Below are 16722 nucleotides of genomic sequence, written 5' to 3'. Positions count from 1 at the left end.
CCTGTTCTCGCCACCCCTAGCGCCGCGGTTCCCAGCGGAACCACTTCCGGACAGCAAACACGCTCAGCACGATCCAGGCCACCGTCGTCAGGCCCGCACCCAGCAGTTCCTTGCCGCCGACCGCGTCCGCGCCCAGCCAGCCGGCCCGGATCAGCTCCATGACCCCGCTGAGCGGGAGCAGTCCGGCGACGGAGGCGACCGGGTCGGGCAGGGTGTCGACGGGGACCATCAGCCCCGAGCCCATCGCGGAGATCAGGAAGAACGGCAGCGTGGTCAGGCCCGCGCTCTCCGTGGTGCGGGTGATCACGGTGGTGACGGCGGCCAGCGCGACGAGCAGCAGGATCCCGGCGACGACGCCGGCGACCAGCAGGTCGGGGCGGTGTGGGGCCTCGGCGTCCAGGACGGCCGGGCCGAGCGCGGTGAGGATCGCGCACTGGGCGAGGGCGATCACGGAGGCGGGCAGCGCGCCGCCGGCCAGGATCTCGGCGTCGCGGGCCTCGCCGGTGCGCAGCCGCTTGAGGACCAGCTCCTCGCGGCGGGCGACGTAGGTGGAGACGAGGTTCATGTAGACGACGAGGACGAGGACCATCCCGGTGCCGCCGACCAGCGTGGCCCCGGCGATGCCCATCGGGAGGTCGCCGTCCAGGTTGGTGAGCGAGGAGCGCAGCAGGAAGATCATCAGCACCGGCATGAGCACCGCGATGAACAGGTTGTTCCTGTTGCGCGAGAGCAGGGTGAGCTCGGCCCGGCCGAGGGCGGTCAGGCGCGCGGCGGTGGCGTTCATCGGACCTCTTCCAGGTCGGTGGTGTTCAGGGGGGCTTCGGCGCGGGAGGCGATCTCCAGGAACGCCTCCTCCAGGGAGGCGGAGCGGGCGTCGAGCCCTTCGAGCCGTACGCCGGAGGCCGCGGCCCAGCCGAGCAGTTCGCCGAGCGTGTCCTGCAGCTCGTGGGTACGGATCTCCACGCGCCGTCCGTCGGCTGCGGCCCGCAGCCCGAGCGGCAGCTGCGCGGGGCCGGTGCCCTCGGGCAGGGTGAAGCGGATCCGGGCGGGCCGGGCGGCGGTGACCTCGGCGGGCGTGCCGGCGGTGACGATCCGGCCGCGGTGCATGATCGCCAGCCGGTCGGCGAGGGACTCGGCCTCCTCCAGGTAGTGCGTGGTGAGGAGGACGGTCGCGCCGCCCTCGCGCAGCTGCCGGACGAGGTCCCAGGTGTCGCGGCGGCCCTCGGCGTCCAGGCCGGTGGTGGGCTCGTCGAGGAACAGCACCTCGGGCCGGCCGAGCAGGGCGAGCGCCAGGTCGAGCCGGCGGCGCTCGCCGCCGGAGAGCTGCTTGATCCGGACCTTGGCGCGGTCGGCGAGGCCGACCATGTCGAGGGCCTCGCCGACGGGCCGGGCGTCCGTGGTGCAGCCGGCCCACATGCGTACGGTCTCGGCCACGGTCAGGTCGGAGGGGAAGCCGCCCTCCTGGAGCATCATGCCGATCCGGGGGCGTACGGCGGCCCGCTCGGCGTACGGGTCGTGGCCGAGCACCCGCACGGTGCCGCCGGTCGGCCGGGCCAGGCCCTCCAGGAGCTCCACGGTGGAGGTCTTGCCGGCGCCGTTGGTGCCGAGGAGCGCGAAGATCTCGCCCCGGGGCACGGTGAAGGAGATCCCCCGGACGGCCTCGAAGCCGCCGGAGTAGGTCCGGTGGAGGCCGTCTGCCTCGATCACGTTCGTCATGGGCACCAGACTCCCGGCGGACGAAGCCGGTCGGCAGTGCGCGCTGTCACGACTGCTCATGACAAATGTCATCGGGGAGCGAAGCGCAGGAACGGGGCGAACACGGCAAAGGCCCCGGTTCCGAAGAACCGGGGCCTTTATCCCGAGCGGACGACGAGATTCGAACTCGCGACCCTCACCTTGGCAAGGTGATGCTCTACCAACTGAGCCACGTCCGCATTGCTCCCGACCAGCTCTCACTGGGCGGTGCGAGCACCACTCTACCTGATCCACCGGAGTGGTCGGTATCACGATGCAGAGCGGGTGACAGGAATTGCACACTGCGCCTTCCCCCTGGAAGGGGGCTGTTCTGCTACTGAACTACACCCGCACGCTGCGTGAGGTCCGGCCTCTCGGCCTCGCCCCTCGGCGTGATCCAGACTTTAGCCGATCGGCAGGGGTGGATGGCAAATCGCTTCCTGGCTGCCCGTCAGTGCGGGGGCTCAACTGGCCTCGCGGAACGCCTCGTAGACCCGCTTGGGGATGCGCCCACGGGCGGGCACCTCCATCTTGTGGGACTGCGCCCAGGCGCGTACGGCGGCCGGGTCGGGGGCCAGCGCGGTCACCGTGCGGGGCTTCGCGACCGCGCCGGAGCGGCCGGCGCTCCGCTTTCGGCCGGCGGCCACGTAGGGCGCCAGGGCCTTGCGCAGTTTCTTTGCATTGGCGGGATTGAGGTCGATCTCGTACGTCTTACCGTCGAGGCCGAACGTGACCGTTTCCGCCGCTTCTCCGCCGTCGATGTCGTCGAAGAGCGTGACCACTACGCGCTGCGCCACGGATATCGGTCCTTTCCTGCGGTTCGTCGCGCCCGGCCTGCCTGCTGGGCCTGCCCTGACATGCGGCGATGCCGGATTTTCCGGCGGTTGAGGGGCAATGCTGCTTTCCTCTGGATTCCTTTGTACAGCGGTCGGCACGACATCGTGAAGCCCCGGCAATTCCATCAGCGTGTCACGTCGGCGGCAATGGGCGCCGCGATTTTTCACGTGGATTTTTCCTGGAGGTCTTTGTGTGCTCCTCCAAAAGTCTACTCGCGTAGAATTTGGAGGCAGGTACGCTGAGGGAACCGCCCACGCAACACACCACCGGGAGTGCCAGTGGCACGCGTCGTAGTCGACGTCATGCTCAAGCCGGAGATCCTCGACCCGCAGGGGCAGGCGGTGCACCGTGCACTGCCGCGCCTCGGTTTCCAGGGGATCGCCGACGTCCGTCAGGGGAAGCGCTTCGAGCTCGAGGTGGAGGGTCCCGTCGACGACGCCGCCCTCGCCCGCATCCATGAGATGGCCGAAACCTTCCTCGCCAACACCGTGATCGAGGACTTCACCGTGAAGGTGGAGTCGTGACCGCTCGCATCGGAGTCGTCACCTTTCCTGGGACTCTCGACGACCAGGACGCACTGCGCGCCGCCAGGCTGGCCGGCGCCGAGCCCGTCTCGCTCTGGCACCGTGACAAGGACCTGAAGCAGGTCGACGCGGTGGTCCTGGCCGGCGGCTTCTCCTACGGCGACTACCTGCGGGCCGGAGCCATCTCCCGCTTCTCGCCGGTGATGGAGACGATCATCGAGCAGGCGAAGGCGGGCATGCCCGTCCTCGGTATCTGCAACGGCTTCCAGATCCTCACCGAGGCCCATCTGCTGCCGGGCGCGATGCTGCGCAACAACCACCTGCACTTCATCTGCCGCGACCAGAAGCTGCGCGTGGAGAACGCGCAGACCGCCTGGACCGTGGACTACGAGCAGGGCCAGCAGATCGAGGTCCCGCTCAAGAACATGGACGGCCGGTACGTCGCCGACGAGCGCACGCTCGACGAGCTGGAGGCCGAGGGGCGGGTGGCCTTCCGCTACCTGGACATGAACCCCAACGGCTCGCTGCGCGACATCGCGGGCATCACCAACGCCGCGGGCAACGTGGTCGGCCTCATGCCGCACCCCGAGCACGCCGTCGAGCCGCTGGTCGGCACCGGCAAGACGGACGGGCTCGGATTCTTCACCTCGATCCTCAAGAAGCTGGTCAACGCCTGATGAGCCTCGACACCGTCAAGCACGCCTCCGAGACGCCGGACGTCGAGCAGCCGTGGGCCGAGCTCGGCCTGAAGCAGGACGAGTACGACCGGATCCGCGAGATCCTCGGCCGCCGTCCCACCGGCGCCGAGCTGGCCATGTACTCCGTCATGTGGTCCGAGCACTGCTCCTACAAGAGCAGCAAGGTCCACCTGAAGCAGTTCGGCGAGAAGGTCCCCGAGAACGACGCCATGCTCGTCGGCATCGGCGAGAACGCGGGCGTCGTCGACGTGGGCCAGGGTTACGCGGTCACCTTCAAGGTCGAGTCGCACAACCACCCGAGCTACATCGAGCCCTACCAGGGCGCGGCCACCGGCGTCGGCGGCATCGTCCGCGACATCCTCGCCATGGGCGCCCGCCCGGTCGCGGTCGTGGACCCGCTGCGCTTCGGCGCGGCCGACCACCCCGACACCAAGCGCGTCCTGCCCGGCGTCGTCGCCGGCATCGGCGGCTACGGCAACTGCCTGGGGCTGCCGAACATCGGCGGCGAGGTCGTCTTCGACGAGTGCTACCAGGGCAACCCGCTGGTCAACGCCGGCTGCATCGGCGTGATGAAGCACGAGGACATCCACCTCGCCAAGGCCTCCGGCCCCGGCAACAAGGTGATCCTCTACGGCGCCCGCACCGGCGGCGACGGCATCGGCGGTGTCTCGGTCCTCGCGTCCGAGACCTTCGACGACACCAAGCCCACCAAGCGCCCCGCCGTCCAGGTCGGCGACCCGTTCCAGGAGAAGCTCCTCATCGAGTGCACCCTGGAGATCTTCAAGGAGAAGCTGGTCGCGGGCATCCAGGACCTCGGCGGCGCCGGCCTGTCCTGCGCCACCTCCGAGCTGGCCTCGGCCGGCTCCGGCGGCATGAAGGTCGAGCTGGACACCGTGCCGCTGCGCGACGCCACGCTCTCTCCTGAGGAGATCCTCATGAGCGAGTCGCAGGAGCGCATGTGCGCGATCGTCGAGCCGCAGCACGTCGACCGCTTCATGGAGATCTGCGAGAAGTGGGACGTCACCGCCACCGTCATCGGTGAGGTCACGGACGGCGACCACCTGGAGATCTTCTGGCACGGCGAGCTGATCGTGGACGTGCCCCCGGGCACCGTCGCCCACGAGGGCCCGACGTACCACCGCCCGTACGCCCGCCCCGAGTGGCAGGACGCGCTGCAGGCGGACGACGCCGGCAAGCTGGCCCGCCCGCAGACCGGCGCGGAGCTGAAGGACCAGGTCCTGAAGGTCGTCTCGTCGCCCAACCAGGCGTCGAAGTCCTGGATCACGGACCAGTACGACCGCTTCGTGCAGGGCAACACCGTGCTCGCCCAGCCCGAGGACGCGGGCATGGTCCGCATCGACGAGGAGACCAACCTCGGCGTCGCCATGGCGACCGACGGCAACGGCCGGTACGCCAAGCTCGACCCGTACACCGGCGCGCAGCTCGCGCTGGCGGAGGCGTACCGCAACGTCGCCGCCTCCGGCGCCAAGCCGCTGGCGATCTCCGACTGCCTGAACTTCGGCTCGCCCGAGGACCCGGCCGTCATGTGGCAGTTCGCCGAGGCCACCCGTGGTCTCGCGGACGGCTGCCTGCAGCTCGGCACCCCGGTCACCGGCGGCAACGTGTCGCTGTACAACCAGACCGGTGAGGTGGCGATCCACCCGACGCCGGTCGTGGCCGTGCTCGGTGTGATCGACGACGTCAACCGCCGCACCCCGATCGCCTTCGCGGAAGAGGGCCAGCTCCTCTACCTGCTGGGCGACACCAAGGAGGAGTTCGGCGGCTCGGCGTGGTCCGAGGTCATCCACCGGCACCTCGGCGGTCTGCCGCCGGCCGTGGACCTCGACCGCGAGAAGCTGCTGGCCGAGATCCTGATCTCGGGCTCCCGCGACGGGATGATCGACGCGGCGCACGACCTCTCGGACGGCGGTCTGGTCCAGGCGGTCGTCGAGTCCTGCCTGCGCGGCGGGACGGGCGCGCGCCTGGTCGTGCCCGAGGGTCTGGACGCCTTCACGTTCCTCTTCAGCGAGTCGGCCGGCCGTGCGGTCGTGTCCGTCCCGCGCAGCGAGGAGCTCCGCTTCACCGACATGTGCGGGGCGCGCGGTCTGCCCGCGACCCGCATCGGTGTCGTCGACGGCGACGCGGTCGACGTCCAGGGCGAGTTCACGCTCTCCCTGGAGGAGCTGCGCACCGCGCACGAGGCGACGATCCCGGGCCTGCTGGCCTGACCCGTCGCTCTGACGCGCAGGGCCCCCGCCGTGATGGCGGGGGCCTTCGTGTTTCCCACCCGCCCTCCCTCTCACGCTTGCACGAGATTACGTGATTACGTAATCTCGAATCCATGGAGCTGGAGGAGCGCGTCGCCGAACTCGAGCGGCGCATGGCGGCCCTGGAGAGCGCCGGGCGTACGGAGCACCCGCAGGCCGAGGGCGACTTCTGGGCCCTCGACGGCCTCAAGGCGCAGCTCGCCGAGGCCGGCGAGGCGGCGGCGGACGGCGGGGTGCTGTTCACCGGGGCGGTCCGGCTGCCCACGGCGGAGCGGTACGAGTGGCAGTTCGGCGCGCTCGCGGAGGACCTGCTCGACCGCGACTGGTCCGAGGCCGCCGACGCGTTCGCCGCGCTCGGCCATCCCGTACGGCTCCGGCTGCTGCGGGAGATCCTCGGCGGCCGCCGTACCGCCGCCGAACTGGCGGAGCTGGAGGAGATCGGCACGACCGGCCAGATCTACCACCACCTGCGCCAGCTGACCGCCGCCGGCTGGCTCCACACCACCGGACGCGGCCGCCACGAGGTGCCGGGAACGCGGGTCGTCCCCCTCCTGGTGCTGCTCACGGCGGCCCGTCCCTAGACCGCACACGTCTTCAGGGGGAAGCGCTCATGTCCGTACGCAAGGCCGCGGTGATCGTCCACCGCGCACTCTGGCTGGTGTTCGTCGTCCAGGCCGTCGCCTCGGTCTTCGTCGAGCCGCCGTATCCGTACTGGGCCGGCTGGCTGCCCGCCGCGGCCGGCGGCGCGCTCGGGCTCACGCTCGCGCTGACCAGGCACCGGGAGCTCGGGGCGCTGCCGGAGCGGGAGCCGGTCGAGGTACTGCCGCCGGTCACCGGCCGCTGGTCGGCGCTGAACAGCCCGGCGGACCGCACGCCCAGCCACGGCACGCACCAGTTCGGGCAGACGTACGCGATCGACATCACCGCGGAGTCCGACGAGCAGCCGCGCCCCCGGCCCGTCCTGTTCTGGCCGCTCGCCCGGCGGAGCGCGGACTTCCCCGCCTTCGGTGCCCCGCTGCACGCGGTCGCCGACGCCACCGTCGTGCACGCCGAGGACGGCCGGCGCGACCACCTGAGCCGCAACTCGCTGCCGGCCGTGCTGTACCTGCTGGTCGTCGAGTCCGCCGTGCGCGCGATGCTCGGCGCCCGCCGGGTCACCGGCAACCACCTGGTCCTGGACCTCGGCGACGGCACGTACGCGATGTACGCGCACCTGCAGCGGAACTCGCTGGCCGTGCGGCCCGGCGACCGGGTCGCCGCCGGGCAGCTGCTCGCCCGCTGCGGCAACTCGGGCAACTCCAGCGAGCCGCACGTCCACTTCCAGCTGATGGACGGCCCGGACCTGGACACCGCGCGCGGTGTGCCGTTCACCTGGCGCGGTGTCGGCGTGCCGAGGAACCGGGAGACGTTCGAGGCGGAGCCCGCGGTCTACTCGGCCTGACCCCAGAAGGCGTCGGACTCGTCGATGTCCGCGACGCACTCGTCGACGTCGGTCATCTTGTCCCCGACGATCGTGAAGAAGAGGCCGCCCTTCATCTCGATACCGCGGTCGCCGCGGTCACCGTGCCACTTGTGCACGGACATGACGTGGCCCCGACCGTCCGGGTAGACGTCCAGCAGCTCCACGCGGAAGGTGCCGTTGGTCAGCTCCATGAGCTTGGCGAAATGGGCCAGGATGTTCTCGCGGCCCTTGACGTGCCCGGACATCTGGCTCTCGCCGGGCGCGTGGTGGACACAGTCGCCGGTCATCAGGTCGGCGAGCGTCTCCATGTCTCCTCTGCCGAAGGCCTCGTAGCCCTTGCGCACCAACGCGGCGTGCGGGTGTTCCGCCATGATCCCTCCACCCCCCTCGTAGCCCTCTTCCCAGTCTCCGCCGGGGGTAGCGGCCCTGCCACACGGTGCCCGGACCGGCCGGCACTGGCTAGCCTCGGGCCCATGCCCCCTGCCAAGAAGCGCCCGCGTTCGTACGACTCCGCCAAGATCCGGGCCGCCGTGCTCGCCCAGTTCGGGAACGTGCGGGCGGCGGTGGAGCGGCTCACGCCCGAGCAGCTCGCCGCGCCGACCCGGCTGGGGGACTGGACGGTACGGGACCTGGCCGCGCACCTGACGATGGCGGTCGGGGCGGTCTCCCGGTACCTCGACGGGCCGGAGCCCGCGAAGCTGGAGCTGGCCCTCCTGCAGTGGCCGCTCGCCACGGCCTCCGCGGCCGGGCGGATCGACGAGGACACCCGCGCGATCGAGGCCGGCGACCTGCCGGCGCTGTACGCAGAGACGGCGGAGCGGTACACGCGGAGCCTGGCCGGCGCCGGGGACGAGCGGCTGGTGCCGACCCGGTTCGGCGCGATGCGCCTGGCGGATTTCCTGGTCACCCGCACCGTCGAGCTGGTCGTCCACACCGACGACCTCAACGCGGCGGCGGGCCTGGAGATCCCGTACGACCGCCAGGCCCTCGCCGCCTGCACCCGGCTGCTCGCCGACGCGCTCGCCGCCAAGGTCCCGGGCGGCGCGGTGGAGGTGCGGATCCCGCCGTACGCGGTCGTGCAGTGCGTCCCGGGCCCGCGGCACACCCGCGGCACCCCGCCCAACGTCGTCGAGACCGACCCGCTGACGTGGCTCCGCCTGGCCACCGGCCGTGCGCACTGGGCCACCGAACTCGACGCGGCCCGTGTCTCGGCGAGCGGCGAGCGCGCGGACCTCACGGATCTGCTGCCGCTGATGGGCTGACGCACACGGAACCGGGACGGCGGCGGCGCCGTCCCATCGGCATGCAGAAGCCGCGTATCACCGCAGTCGCCGCCCTGGCCTCCCTCGTCCTGCTCGCCGCCTGCGGTACCGAGAGCGGTACGGGTGCCGGGTCCGGCACGGTCGACGCGGACGTGTTCGTCGCCAACGTCCGCTGGACCTTCGACACGATCACCGCGGACGGGAAGAAGACCACCGCCCCGGCCGGCGCGTACGTGGAGTTCACCGAGAACGGCCGAGCCGCCGGCAACTCCGGCTGCAACCACTTCGGCGGCGCGGCCACGGTGGAGGACGACACCGTGACCGTCAGCCTCGGCGAGACCACCGAGATGGGCTGTGACGCGGAGCGGCAGAGCTTCGAGAAGCTGCTGCACCGGACCTTCGACGGCAGGCTCAAGGCCGTCGTCGACGGGGACACCCTGACTCTGACCCGCCCGGACGGCGACACGCTCGTGCTCAGCTCCCAGCCGCCCGCCCCGCTCAAGGGCACGAAGTGGACGGTCGACACCCTGGTCTCCGGCGAGACCGCCTCCTCGCTGCCCGCCGGCACCGAGGGCCGCGCGCACTTCGTCATCGGCGCGGACGGCCGGGTCGCCGGGAACCTCGGCTGCAACCGCTTCTCCACGACGGCCACGGTCTCCGGCTCGACGATCTCCTTCGGCCGGGTCGTCTCCACGCGGATGGTCTGCGCCCCGCCGCAGATGACCGTGGAGAAGGCGATGCTGAAGGTCTTCGAGAGCCGGGACGCCACGTACGCGCTCCACGTCCGTCAGCTCACCCTCACCACCCCGGACGGCTCGGGCGTGGCGGCCTCCGCAACGCGCGTAGTCAAGGACTGAGGCCGCATCCGGGGACGGGTGTCACTGGGACCTCCGTCACACTCACCGCCCGCCCCCGGCCCCCGTACGAGCGTCCGCTCGCCGCAGGGCGCCGCTCCGGCGACCCGCTGGACCCCTTCTCTCACCAGGGGTGCGGGGCACCCGGACGTTCTCGCGTACGCCGGTGGATCAGCTCGTGCGATCGCACGACCTGCGCCCTCCCGTACTTTCCCCAATTCGGACCAGTGGTCGATCTCGCCTACACTCGGAGCCGTGCCACGTGGTGACGGTCGACTCAATCACGACCTGCTCCCCGGCGAGAAAGGCCCCCAGGACGCGTGTGGCGTCTTCGGTGTCTGGGCTCCGGGCGAAGAGGTCGCAAAGCTCACGTACTTCGGGCTCTACGCCCTCCAGCATCGGGGTCAGGAATCCGCGGGAATCGCGGTCAGCAACGGCTCCCAGATCCTCGTCTTCAAGGACATGGGCCTCGTGTCCCAGGTCTTCGACGAGACCTCTCTCGGTTCCCTCCAAGGTCATATCGCGGTCGGTCACGCCCGCTACTCGACCACCGGGGCCTCCGTGTGGGAGAACGCGCAGCCGACGTTCCGGGCAACCGCCCACGGCTCGATCGCGCTCGGCCACAACGGCAACCTGGTGAACACGGCGCAGCTCGCCGACATGGTCGCCGACCTGCCCAAGAAGGACGGCCGCGCCACCCAGGTCGCCGCCACCAACGACACCGACCTGGTCACCGCGCTGCTCGCGGGCCAGGTCGACGAGGACGGCAAGCCGCTCACCATCGAGCAGGCCGCCGCGAAGATCCTCCCCGAGGTCCGGGGCGCCTTCTCCCTCGTCTTCATGGACGAGCACACGCTCTACGCGGCGCGTGACCCGCAGGGCATCCGCCCGCTGGTCCTCGGCCGCCTCGAGCGCGGCTGGGTCGTCGCGTCCGAGTCCGCCGCCCTCGACATCTGCGGCGCCAGCTTCGTCCGCGAGGTCGAGCCGGGCGAGATGATCGCGATCGACGAGAACGGCATCCGAACGTCGCGATTCGCGGAAGCGAAGCCCAAGGGCTGTGTCTTCGAGTACGTGTACCTGGCCCGCCCGGACACCGACATCGCCGGCCGGAACGTGTACCTCTCCCGCGTGGAGATGGGCCGCCGGCTCGCGAAGGAGGCCCCGGTCGAGGCCGACCTGGTCATAGCCACGCCCGAGTCCGGCACCCCCGCCGCGATCGGCTACGCGGAGGCCTCCGGCATCCCGTTCGGCGCCGGCCTGGTGAAGAACGCGTACGTCGGCCGGACCTTCATCCAGCCGTCCCAGACCATCCGCCAGCTCGGCATCCGGCTGAAGCTGAACCCCCTGAAGGAAGTCATCAAGGGGAAGAAGCTGGTCGTCGTCGACGACTCGATCGTCCGCGGCAACACGCAGCGCGCCCTCGTCCGGATGCTCCGCGAGGCGGGCGCCGCCGAGGTCCACATCCGGATCTCCTCCCCGCCGGTCAAGTGGCCGTGCTTCTTCGGCATCGACTTCGCCACCCGCGCGGAGCTGATCGCCAACGGCATGACCGTCGACGAGATCGGCAAGTCGCTCGGCGCGGACTCGCTCTCGTACATCTCGCTCGACGGGATGATCGAGGCGACCACCATCGACAAGCCGAACCTCTGCCGGGCCTGCTTCGACGGCGAGTACCCGATGGAGCTCCCGGACCCGGAGCTGCTCGGCAAGCAGCTGCTCGAGACGGAGCTGGCCGCCGGCCCCGCCGCCACCGCGGCCGCCGACGCCCTGCGCCGCCCGTAAGACCCCGCTGCACACACCGCAGTACCGACAGGAAAGCTCTTCAGCATGTCTGAGACCACTGGTGCCAGCTACGCAGCCGCGGGCGTCGACATCGAGGCGGGCGACCGCGCCGTCGAGCTCATGAAGGAGTGGGTGAAGAAGACCCAGCGCCCCGAGGTCCTCGGCGGCCTCGGAGGCTTCGCCGGCCTCTTCGACGCCTCCGCCCTCAAGCGCTACGAGCGCCCGCTGCTCGCCTCGGCGACGGACGGCGTCGGCACGAAGGTCGACATCGCCCGCCAGATGGGCGTGTACGACACGATCGGCCACGACCTGGTCGCGATGGTCATGGACGACATCGTCGTCTGCGGCGCCGAGCCGCTGTTCATGACCGACTACATCTGCGTCGGAAAGGTCCACCCCGAGCGGGTCGCCGCCATCGTCAAGGGCATCGCCGAGGGCTGCGTCCTGGCCGGCTGCGCGCTGGTCGGCGGCGAGACGGCGGAGCACCCGGGCCTCCTCGGCCCGGACGACTTCGACGTCGCGGGCGCCGGTACGGGCGTCGTGGAGTACGACCGGCTGCTCGGCGCGGATCGCATCCGTTCGGGTGACGCGGTCATCGCCATGGAGTCCTCCGGTCTTCACTCCAACGGGTACTCGCTCGTCCGGCACGTGGTCTTCGACCGAGCCGGCATGACCCTCGACCAGCAGGTCGAGGAGCTCGGCCGGACGCTCGGCGAGGAGCTCCTGGAGCCCACCAAGATCTACTCCCTGGACTGCCTGGCGCTGACCCGGACCACCGACGTCCACGCCTTCAGCCACATCACCGGCGGCGGTCTCGCGGCCAACCTGGCGCGGGTGATCCCGGACGGGCTGCACGCCACGGTCGACCGTTCGACCTGGACCCCGGGCGCGATCTTCGACCTGGTCGGCAAGGCCGGACAGGTCGAGCGGCTCGAGCTCGAGAAGACCCTGAACATGGGCGTCGGCATGATGGCCGTCGTCCCGGCGGACTCCGTCGACGTGGCCCTGGCCACGCTCGCGGACCGCGGGGTGGAGTCCTGGGTGGCCGGCGAGATCACCGAGCGCGGCGCGCACACCACGGGCGCGGAACTGGTCGGCGACTACGCCGCCTGATCGTCCTTCTCCCGAGCCCTTGTGGTCCATGGACTGCAAGGGCTCGCGGGGTCCGGTCGTCAGGACCTGCGCAGAACGCACAGAAACCCGGTCCAGGAAGCCCGGACCGGGTTGGTGTGGATCAGGATGAGGTCGTCAAGCGCGACGCTGGGACGACGCCGCAGGACCGGACTCGTCGTCCTCGTCCTCGTCATCGTCGTCGTTGTAACGATCCGCGTACTGCGCGTACGGGTCGTCTTCCTCGTCGTCGTCCTCGAACGGCTCGCCATTCGGCGGCTGGCTCGAAGTCGATGCGCCCAGCTCGTTGGCCAGACGCGACAGGTCCGTCCCGCCGCTGCTGTACTTCAGCTGGCGGGCGACCTTCGTCTGCTTGGCCTTTGCCCGGCCGCGCCCCATGGCTCGACCCCCTCGGTGACGGGGCTCGACGGCCCCAGAGTCTTGACACGCGTTCATGATTCGGAACGGGCTCTCGGAGGAGAGACCGGTCCGTAGGGCTTCAACGGTACCTGCTTCCTCGGCCATACGGTACGCCGCCCGCATCACGTGCCCCGGAGCAGAACCTTCGAGGAGCCCTGTCCTCGCTGGTCAACCGCGATTTTAACCCCATCTTGAGGTCGACCCGCCGACCGGCGTGAGTCTTGTCTCTGCCTCTGGGTGAACCTCCAAAGAGGGACCCGGCGGGCCGACCTGTCAAGAATCAGCCGCGGCGTGCCTCGGCCATCCGCTGCTCGGCGATCCGGTCGGCCGCGGCGGCCGGCGGAACGCCGTCCGACTTCGCACGTGCGAAGATCTCGAGCGTGGTGTCGAAAATCTTCGACGCCTTCTTCTTGCAGCGGTCGAAGTCGAAGCCGTGCAGCTCGTCGGCCACCTGGATCACGCCGCCGGCGTTGACGACGTAGTCGGGCGCGTAGAGGATCCCGCGGTCGGCGAGGTCCTTCTCGACGCCCGGGTGGGCGAGCTGGTTGTTCGCCGCGCCGCAGACCACCTTGGCGGTCAGCACGGGCACGGTGTCGTCGTTCAGGGCGCCGCCGAGCGCGCAGGGCGCGTACACGTCCAGGCCCTCGACACGGATCAGCGCGTCGGTGTCGGCGACCACGGTGACCTGCGGGTGCTTGTCGGTGATCCGGCGGACCGACTCCTCGCGGACGTCCGTGATCACGACCTCGGCGCCGTCCTCGAGGAGGTGCTCGACCAGGTAGTGGCCGACCTTGCCGACGCCCGCGACGCCGACCTTGCGGCCGCGCAGCGTCGGGTCGCCCCAGACGGTCTGGGCGGAGGCGCGCATGCCCTGGAAGACGCCGTACGCGGTGAGCACGGAGGAGTCGCCGGCGCCGCCGTTCTCGGGGGAGCGGCCGGTGGTCCAGCGGTTCTCGCGGGCGACGACGTCCATGTCGGCGACGTAGGTGCCGACGTCGCAGGCCGTCACGTACCGGCCGCCGAGGGAGGCCACGAACCGGCCGTAGGCCAGCAGCAGCTCCTCGCTCTTGATCTTCTCCGGGTCGCCGATGATCACGGCCTTGCCGCCGCCGTGCTCCAGACCGGCCATGGCGTTCTTGTACGACATCCCGCGCGCGAGGTTCAGCGCGTCGGCGACGGCCTCCGCCTCGTTGGCGTACGGGTAGAAGCGGGTGCCGCCGAGGGCCGGGCCCAGGGCGGTGGAGTGGAGGGCGATGACGGCCTTCAGGCCGGAGGCGCGGTCCTGGCACAGCACGACTTGTTCGTGGCCTCCCTGCTCCGAGTGGAACAGGGTGTGCAGGACGCCGTCGGTCACATCGGTCACGGTGGTGACTCCCAAGTACGAAGCGGCGGTAGAAGTCCCTCCTGCGGGTGGGGAGGGACCGGTTCGGCAGCAGCGTAAGTCCTACGGGTTGGTAGATCCGCCGCAGTGCTGCGGATCACCCCCTGGCGGAGTACCCGCGTGGAAGGATTCGCGGCATGTCGGTCGTCTCCTCCGCGCGCGTCCCTTACGCCTCCTATCTGCGTGTGTACGAGCCGCTGGCGGCCTTCCCGGAGCCGGAACGGGCGCACTGGGCGCGGTACGCGCGGCGCGCCGAGACCCCCACGGCGCAGGACGAACTGCGGCGTTCGCTGGCGGACTTGGCGCCGACGCCGCCGGTCCCGGTGCCGGTCCACGAGAGCGCGGACGCCTTCGTGGCGGAGGCGGACGGGGTGGTCTGCGTCTGTCCGTGGCGGACCCGGCTGCGGGGCTGGCTGGCGATGACGGAGCTGGTGGAGACGCTGCCGGGGCCGTTGCTCGACGCGATGCTGCCGCCGGTGGTGCGGGCGCAGGCCGCGGCGGACTTCGAGGAGTGGCGGGAGCGGAACCCGGACGCGCGGCCGTGGATCCGTACCTCGGTGTGGGAGGTGCCGGTGCGGTGGTTCGCGCTGTTCGCCGACGAGGAGCGCGAGTACGTGCCCGGGGGCGCGGCGGAGGGCGCCGCGGAGGACGGGTCGGGGGTCCCCGCGGAGGGCGCGCCTGCGGTGCTGCGGTACCGGACGCCGATGGTGCAGGCGCGGCGGCGGCTCGCCCGGGCGCTGCGGACGCTGCGGGAGACGATCGACGAGGGGCCGCTGACGGAGGGTCTGGTCGACGTGGGCCGCTGGCTGGAGGAGTTCCATCCGCGCTCGCTGGTGGAGCTGGACTACGGGGGCCTGGTGCACGCGATGCCGGCGGCGGCGCTGGAGGAGGACCGGTCGGCGGCGGACGTGGCCGAGGGGATCGCGGCGCTGCGGGACGGCGACGCCGAGGCGGCGGGCGAGGCGTACGGGCGGCTGATGGAGCGGTGGCGCGCGGTGCGGGACCGGCAGTTCGCGAACTGAGCGGGGGCGTGCGCGGGGGATGTCGGCGAACTGTTGATCGAGGAACCGTCGACAAGCGGCGGGCGTCTGATGTAAATGATCTTTAAGGGCGCAGGGTCCTTGGGGCGGGTCGGCGCGGGACGTAGGTCCCGATCCGGGCCTTTGGCTCAAGCGTGACGGACAGCACTTAGTGCACCCTTGCGCCGATCGCCCACCCTCGTGCCAAAATAGGACAAGGAGTCCGGGGAGGGTTCCTTCCGTCCAACTGTGGGCGGAATGCTCAGCATTGCACTCCATGGGGGGTCTTGGGCCTCCTGATCACCGTGTGACTGATCGTCACTGCGGTGTGACTGTCCGCTATGGCATGGTCCATCGGCTTCCGTCGCTGATGGACACCTGAGAGGGCAATTCCATCGGTTTGGCCGACGTGGCTGGACAGATGGTGTAGTTGTAGTGCCGAGGACAAGCCGTTCGTCCTATAACCGACTCGGCTCGCGTCCGCCATTTCGGGCAACGCGGGTCAAGGTGCAGAATTTAGAGGAAAGAACCGAGATGGTTCGGTTCTCCCGAGGAGGCCGCTCATGACCGCTCGCACCCCTGATGCCGAGCCGCTGCTTACCCCCGCCGAGGTTGCCACGATGTTCCGCGTGGACCCGAAGACGGTGACCCGCTGGGCGAAGGCGGGCAAGCTCACGTCCATCCGGACGCTGGGTGGGCACCGCCGGTACCGCGAGGCAGAGGTCCGCGCCCTGCTGGCGGGTATTCCGCAGCAGCGCAGCGAGGCCTGAGCCAGCAGCAACACCCCGTAACACCGGGCTGATCCGGGTCCCCCAATCCGGCCGCCCACCCCTAGCTCTGCCGACCGGTCGCCTGCCCCAACAGGCTCTGTGTCATCGATCGCGCTGGACTCCGCCGGGTCCAGCGCGATCTTCTTTTTGGCCGGCGAGAGTGGTGCAATTGCACATATTAAATGGGCTGGCTGTAGGGAGGGTGTAAGTGAAAGAGTTTCTGAAAGTCTTTCAGTGACTCGCGTCACACTGCGGGAGGGGGGTTCCGTCCTCGCCCTCGCCGTCCTCCGCGGCCCCGTCCGCGCTCTCCGCGACCGGATCGTCCGCCTCCATGGCGAGCCGCTGGAGGCGATGACAGACGGGGCAGGTGCGGGTGGCATGGCCGTACCGCGATGCGGCCGCCAGATGCGCGCGCAGCAGCGCGCCGGTCTCGTGCCTCGCCGTCGACGCCGCCGCCATGCGCGCCACCTCCGCTGTGGGCCCCGCATCCCTGCATCCGGGGTACCGGCGCGGGATGACTCCGTCAAGACGCCCGGGCATAGGCGGAACGGCTCGTATACGACGCAAGGCCCGCACCTTCCGGTGCGGGCCTTGCGTTCTAC

18 protein-coding genes and 2 tRNA genes are annotated in these 16722 nt (G+C 70.6%); 11 read left to right on the top strand and 9 right to left on the bottom strand.

What is annotated here, in order from left to right:
• Window positions 1-16: 16 nt before the first annotated feature.
• The 5 genes from ABZO31_RS15850 to ABZO31_RS15830 form a co-directional block, all read right to left on the bottom strand.
• Window positions 17-784: an ABC transporter permease gene (locus ABZO31_RS15850; RefSeq protein ID WP_406861868.1), complete on the bottom strand. Its 768-nt coding sequence runs from the start codon at window positions 782-784 to the stop codon at window positions 17-19.
• Window positions 781-1716 (bottom strand): ABC transporter ATP-binding protein, encoded by a 936-nt coding sequence (locus ABZO31_RS15845; RefSeq protein WP_406861866.1) that lies wholly within the window; start codon window positions 1714-1716, stop codon window positions 781-783. The genes ABZO31_RS15850 and ABZO31_RS15845 overlap by 4 nt, the downstream gene beginning before the upstream one ends.
• Window positions 1717-1861: 145 nt before the next feature.
• Window positions 1862-1934, bottom strand: a tRNA-Gly gene (locus ABZO31_RS15840).
• A gap of 80 nt (window positions 1935-2014) precedes the next feature.
• Window positions 2015-2086 (bottom strand) — tRNA-Gly (locus tag ABZO31_RS15835).
• A gap of 112 nt (window positions 2087-2198) precedes the next feature.
• Window positions 2199-2531, bottom strand: a complete 333-nt coding sequence (locus ABZO31_RS15830; protein WP_406861865.1) for a histone-like nucleoid-structuring protein Lsr2 — start codon at window positions 2529-2531, stop codon at window positions 2199-2201.
• Between the two features lie 318 nt (window positions 2532-2849).
• Between ABZO31_RS15830 and purS the strand changes: the two genes are divergently transcribed.
• The 5 genes from purS (at window position 2850) to ABZO31_RS15805 (ending at window position 7501) form a co-directional block, all read left to right on the top strand.
• Window positions 2850-3095 (top strand): phosphoribosylformylglycinamidine synthase subunit PurS, encoded by a 246-nt coding sequence (purS, locus tag ABZO31_RS15825; RefSeq protein ID WP_393649424.1) that lies wholly within the window; start codon window positions 2850-2852, stop codon window positions 3093-3095.
• On the top strand, window positions 3092-3772 hold the full coding sequence (gene purQ, locus ABZO31_RS15820; protein ID WP_406861864.1) for a phosphoribosylformylglycinamidine synthase subunit PurQ: 681 nt from the start codon (window positions 3092-3094) through the stop codon (window positions 3770-3772). The genes purS and purQ overlap by 4 nt, the downstream gene beginning before the upstream one ends.
• Complete coding sequence (purL, locus tag ABZO31_RS15815; RefSeq protein ID WP_406861863.1) at window positions 3772-6021, top strand: phosphoribosylformylglycinamidine synthase subunit PurL; 2250 nt, start codon at window positions 3772-3774, stop codon at window positions 6019-6021. The genes purQ and purL overlap by 1 nt, the downstream gene beginning before the upstream one ends.
• Window positions 6022-6134: 113 nt before the next feature.
• Window positions 6135-6641 (top strand): ArsR/SmtB family transcription factor, encoded by a 507-nt coding sequence (locus ABZO31_RS15810; protein WP_406861862.1) that lies wholly within the window; start codon window positions 6135-6137, stop codon window positions 6639-6641.
• Between the two features lie 29 nt (window positions 6642-6670).
• Window positions 6671-7501: a M23 family metallopeptidase gene (locus ABZO31_RS15805; RefSeq protein ID WP_406861861.1), complete on the top strand. Its 831-nt coding sequence runs from the start codon at window positions 6671-6673 to the stop codon at window positions 7499-7501.
• On the opposite strand, the gene ABZO31_RS15800 is transcribed toward ABZO31_RS15805, so the two are convergent.
• Window positions 7489-7893 (bottom strand): nuclear transport factor 2 family protein, encoded by a 405-nt coding sequence (locus ABZO31_RS15800; RefSeq protein WP_406861860.1) that lies wholly within the window; start codon window positions 7891-7893, stop codon window positions 7489-7491. The genes ABZO31_RS15805 and ABZO31_RS15800 overlap by 13 nt on opposite strands.
• Before the next feature lie 102 nt (window positions 7894-7995).
• Between ABZO31_RS15800 and ABZO31_RS15795 the strand changes: the two genes are divergently transcribed.
• From ABZO31_RS15795 to purM, 4 genes are all read left to right on the top strand, one after another.
• A complete protein-coding gene (locus ABZO31_RS15795) occupies window positions 7996-8784 on the top strand; it encodes a maleylpyruvate isomerase family mycothiol-dependent enzyme (protein WP_406861859.1) in 789 nt (262 codons plus the stop codon).
• Between the two features lie 41 nt (window positions 8785-8825).
• Window positions 8826-9641 (top strand): META domain-containing protein, encoded by an 816-nt coding sequence (locus ABZO31_RS15790; RefSeq protein ID WP_406861858.1) that lies wholly within the window; start codon window positions 8826-8828, stop codon window positions 9639-9641.
• A gap of 252 nt (window positions 9642-9893) precedes the next feature.
• Complete coding sequence (purF, locus tag ABZO31_RS15785) at window positions 9894-11420, top strand: amidophosphoribosyltransferase (protein ID WP_406861857.1); 1527 nt, start codon at window positions 9894-9896, stop codon at window positions 11418-11420.
• Window positions 11421-11465: 45 nt separating this feature from the next.
• Complete coding sequence (gene purM / locus ABZO31_RS15780; protein WP_406861856.1) at window positions 11466-12533, top strand: phosphoribosylformylglycinamidine cyclo-ligase; 1068 nt, start codon at window positions 11466-11468, stop codon at window positions 12531-12533.
• A 135-nt stretch (window positions 12534-12668) separates the two neighbouring features.
• Here purM and ABZO31_RS15775 read toward each other — a convergent pair whose 3' ends face one another.
• On the bottom strand, window positions 12669-12929 hold the full coding sequence (locus ABZO31_RS15775; RefSeq protein ID WP_406861855.1) for a DUF3073 domain-containing protein: 261 nt from the start codon (window positions 12927-12929) through the stop codon (window positions 12669-12671).
• Between the two features lie 301 nt (window positions 12930-13230).
• Entirely contained in the window at window positions 13231-14313 is a 1083-nt protein-coding gene (locus tag ABZO31_RS15770; protein ID WP_406861854.1) for a Leu/Phe/Val dehydrogenase, read from the bottom strand.
• A 155-nt stretch (window positions 14314-14468) separates the two neighbouring features.
• Here ABZO31_RS15770 and ABZO31_RS15765 point away from each other — a divergent pair, with 155 nt between their 5' ends.
• Entirely contained in the window at window positions 14469-15353 is an 885-nt protein-coding gene (locus tag ABZO31_RS15765; RefSeq protein WP_406861853.1) for a hypothetical protein, read from the top strand.
• A gap of 560 nt (window positions 15354-15913) precedes the next feature.
• Window positions 15914-16120 (top strand): developmental transcriptional regulator BldC, encoded by a 207-nt coding sequence (gene bldC, locus ABZO31_RS15760; protein WP_003949541.1) that lies wholly within the window; start codon window positions 15914-15916, stop codon window positions 16118-16120.
• A 231-nt stretch (window positions 16121-16351) separates the two neighbouring features.
• Here the strand turns inward: bldC and ABZO31_RS15755 are convergent, their stop codons facing one another.
• The gene (locus ABZO31_RS15755) at window positions 16352-16579 is read right to left on the bottom strand and encodes a DUF6274 family protein (protein WP_406861852.1); all 228 of its coding nucleotides are present in this window, start codon (window positions 16577-16579) and stop codon (window positions 16352-16354) included.
• Between the last annotated feature and the right edge of the window lie 143 nt (window positions 16580-16722).

The organism is Streptomyces solicamelliae (assembly GCF_045348655.1).
Taxonomy (GTDB): domain Bacteria; phylum Actinomycetota; class Actinomycetes; order Streptomycetales; family Streptomycetaceae; genus Streptomyces; species Streptomyces solicamelliae.
This window is presented reverse-complemented; position numbering and strand designations above follow the sequence as displayed.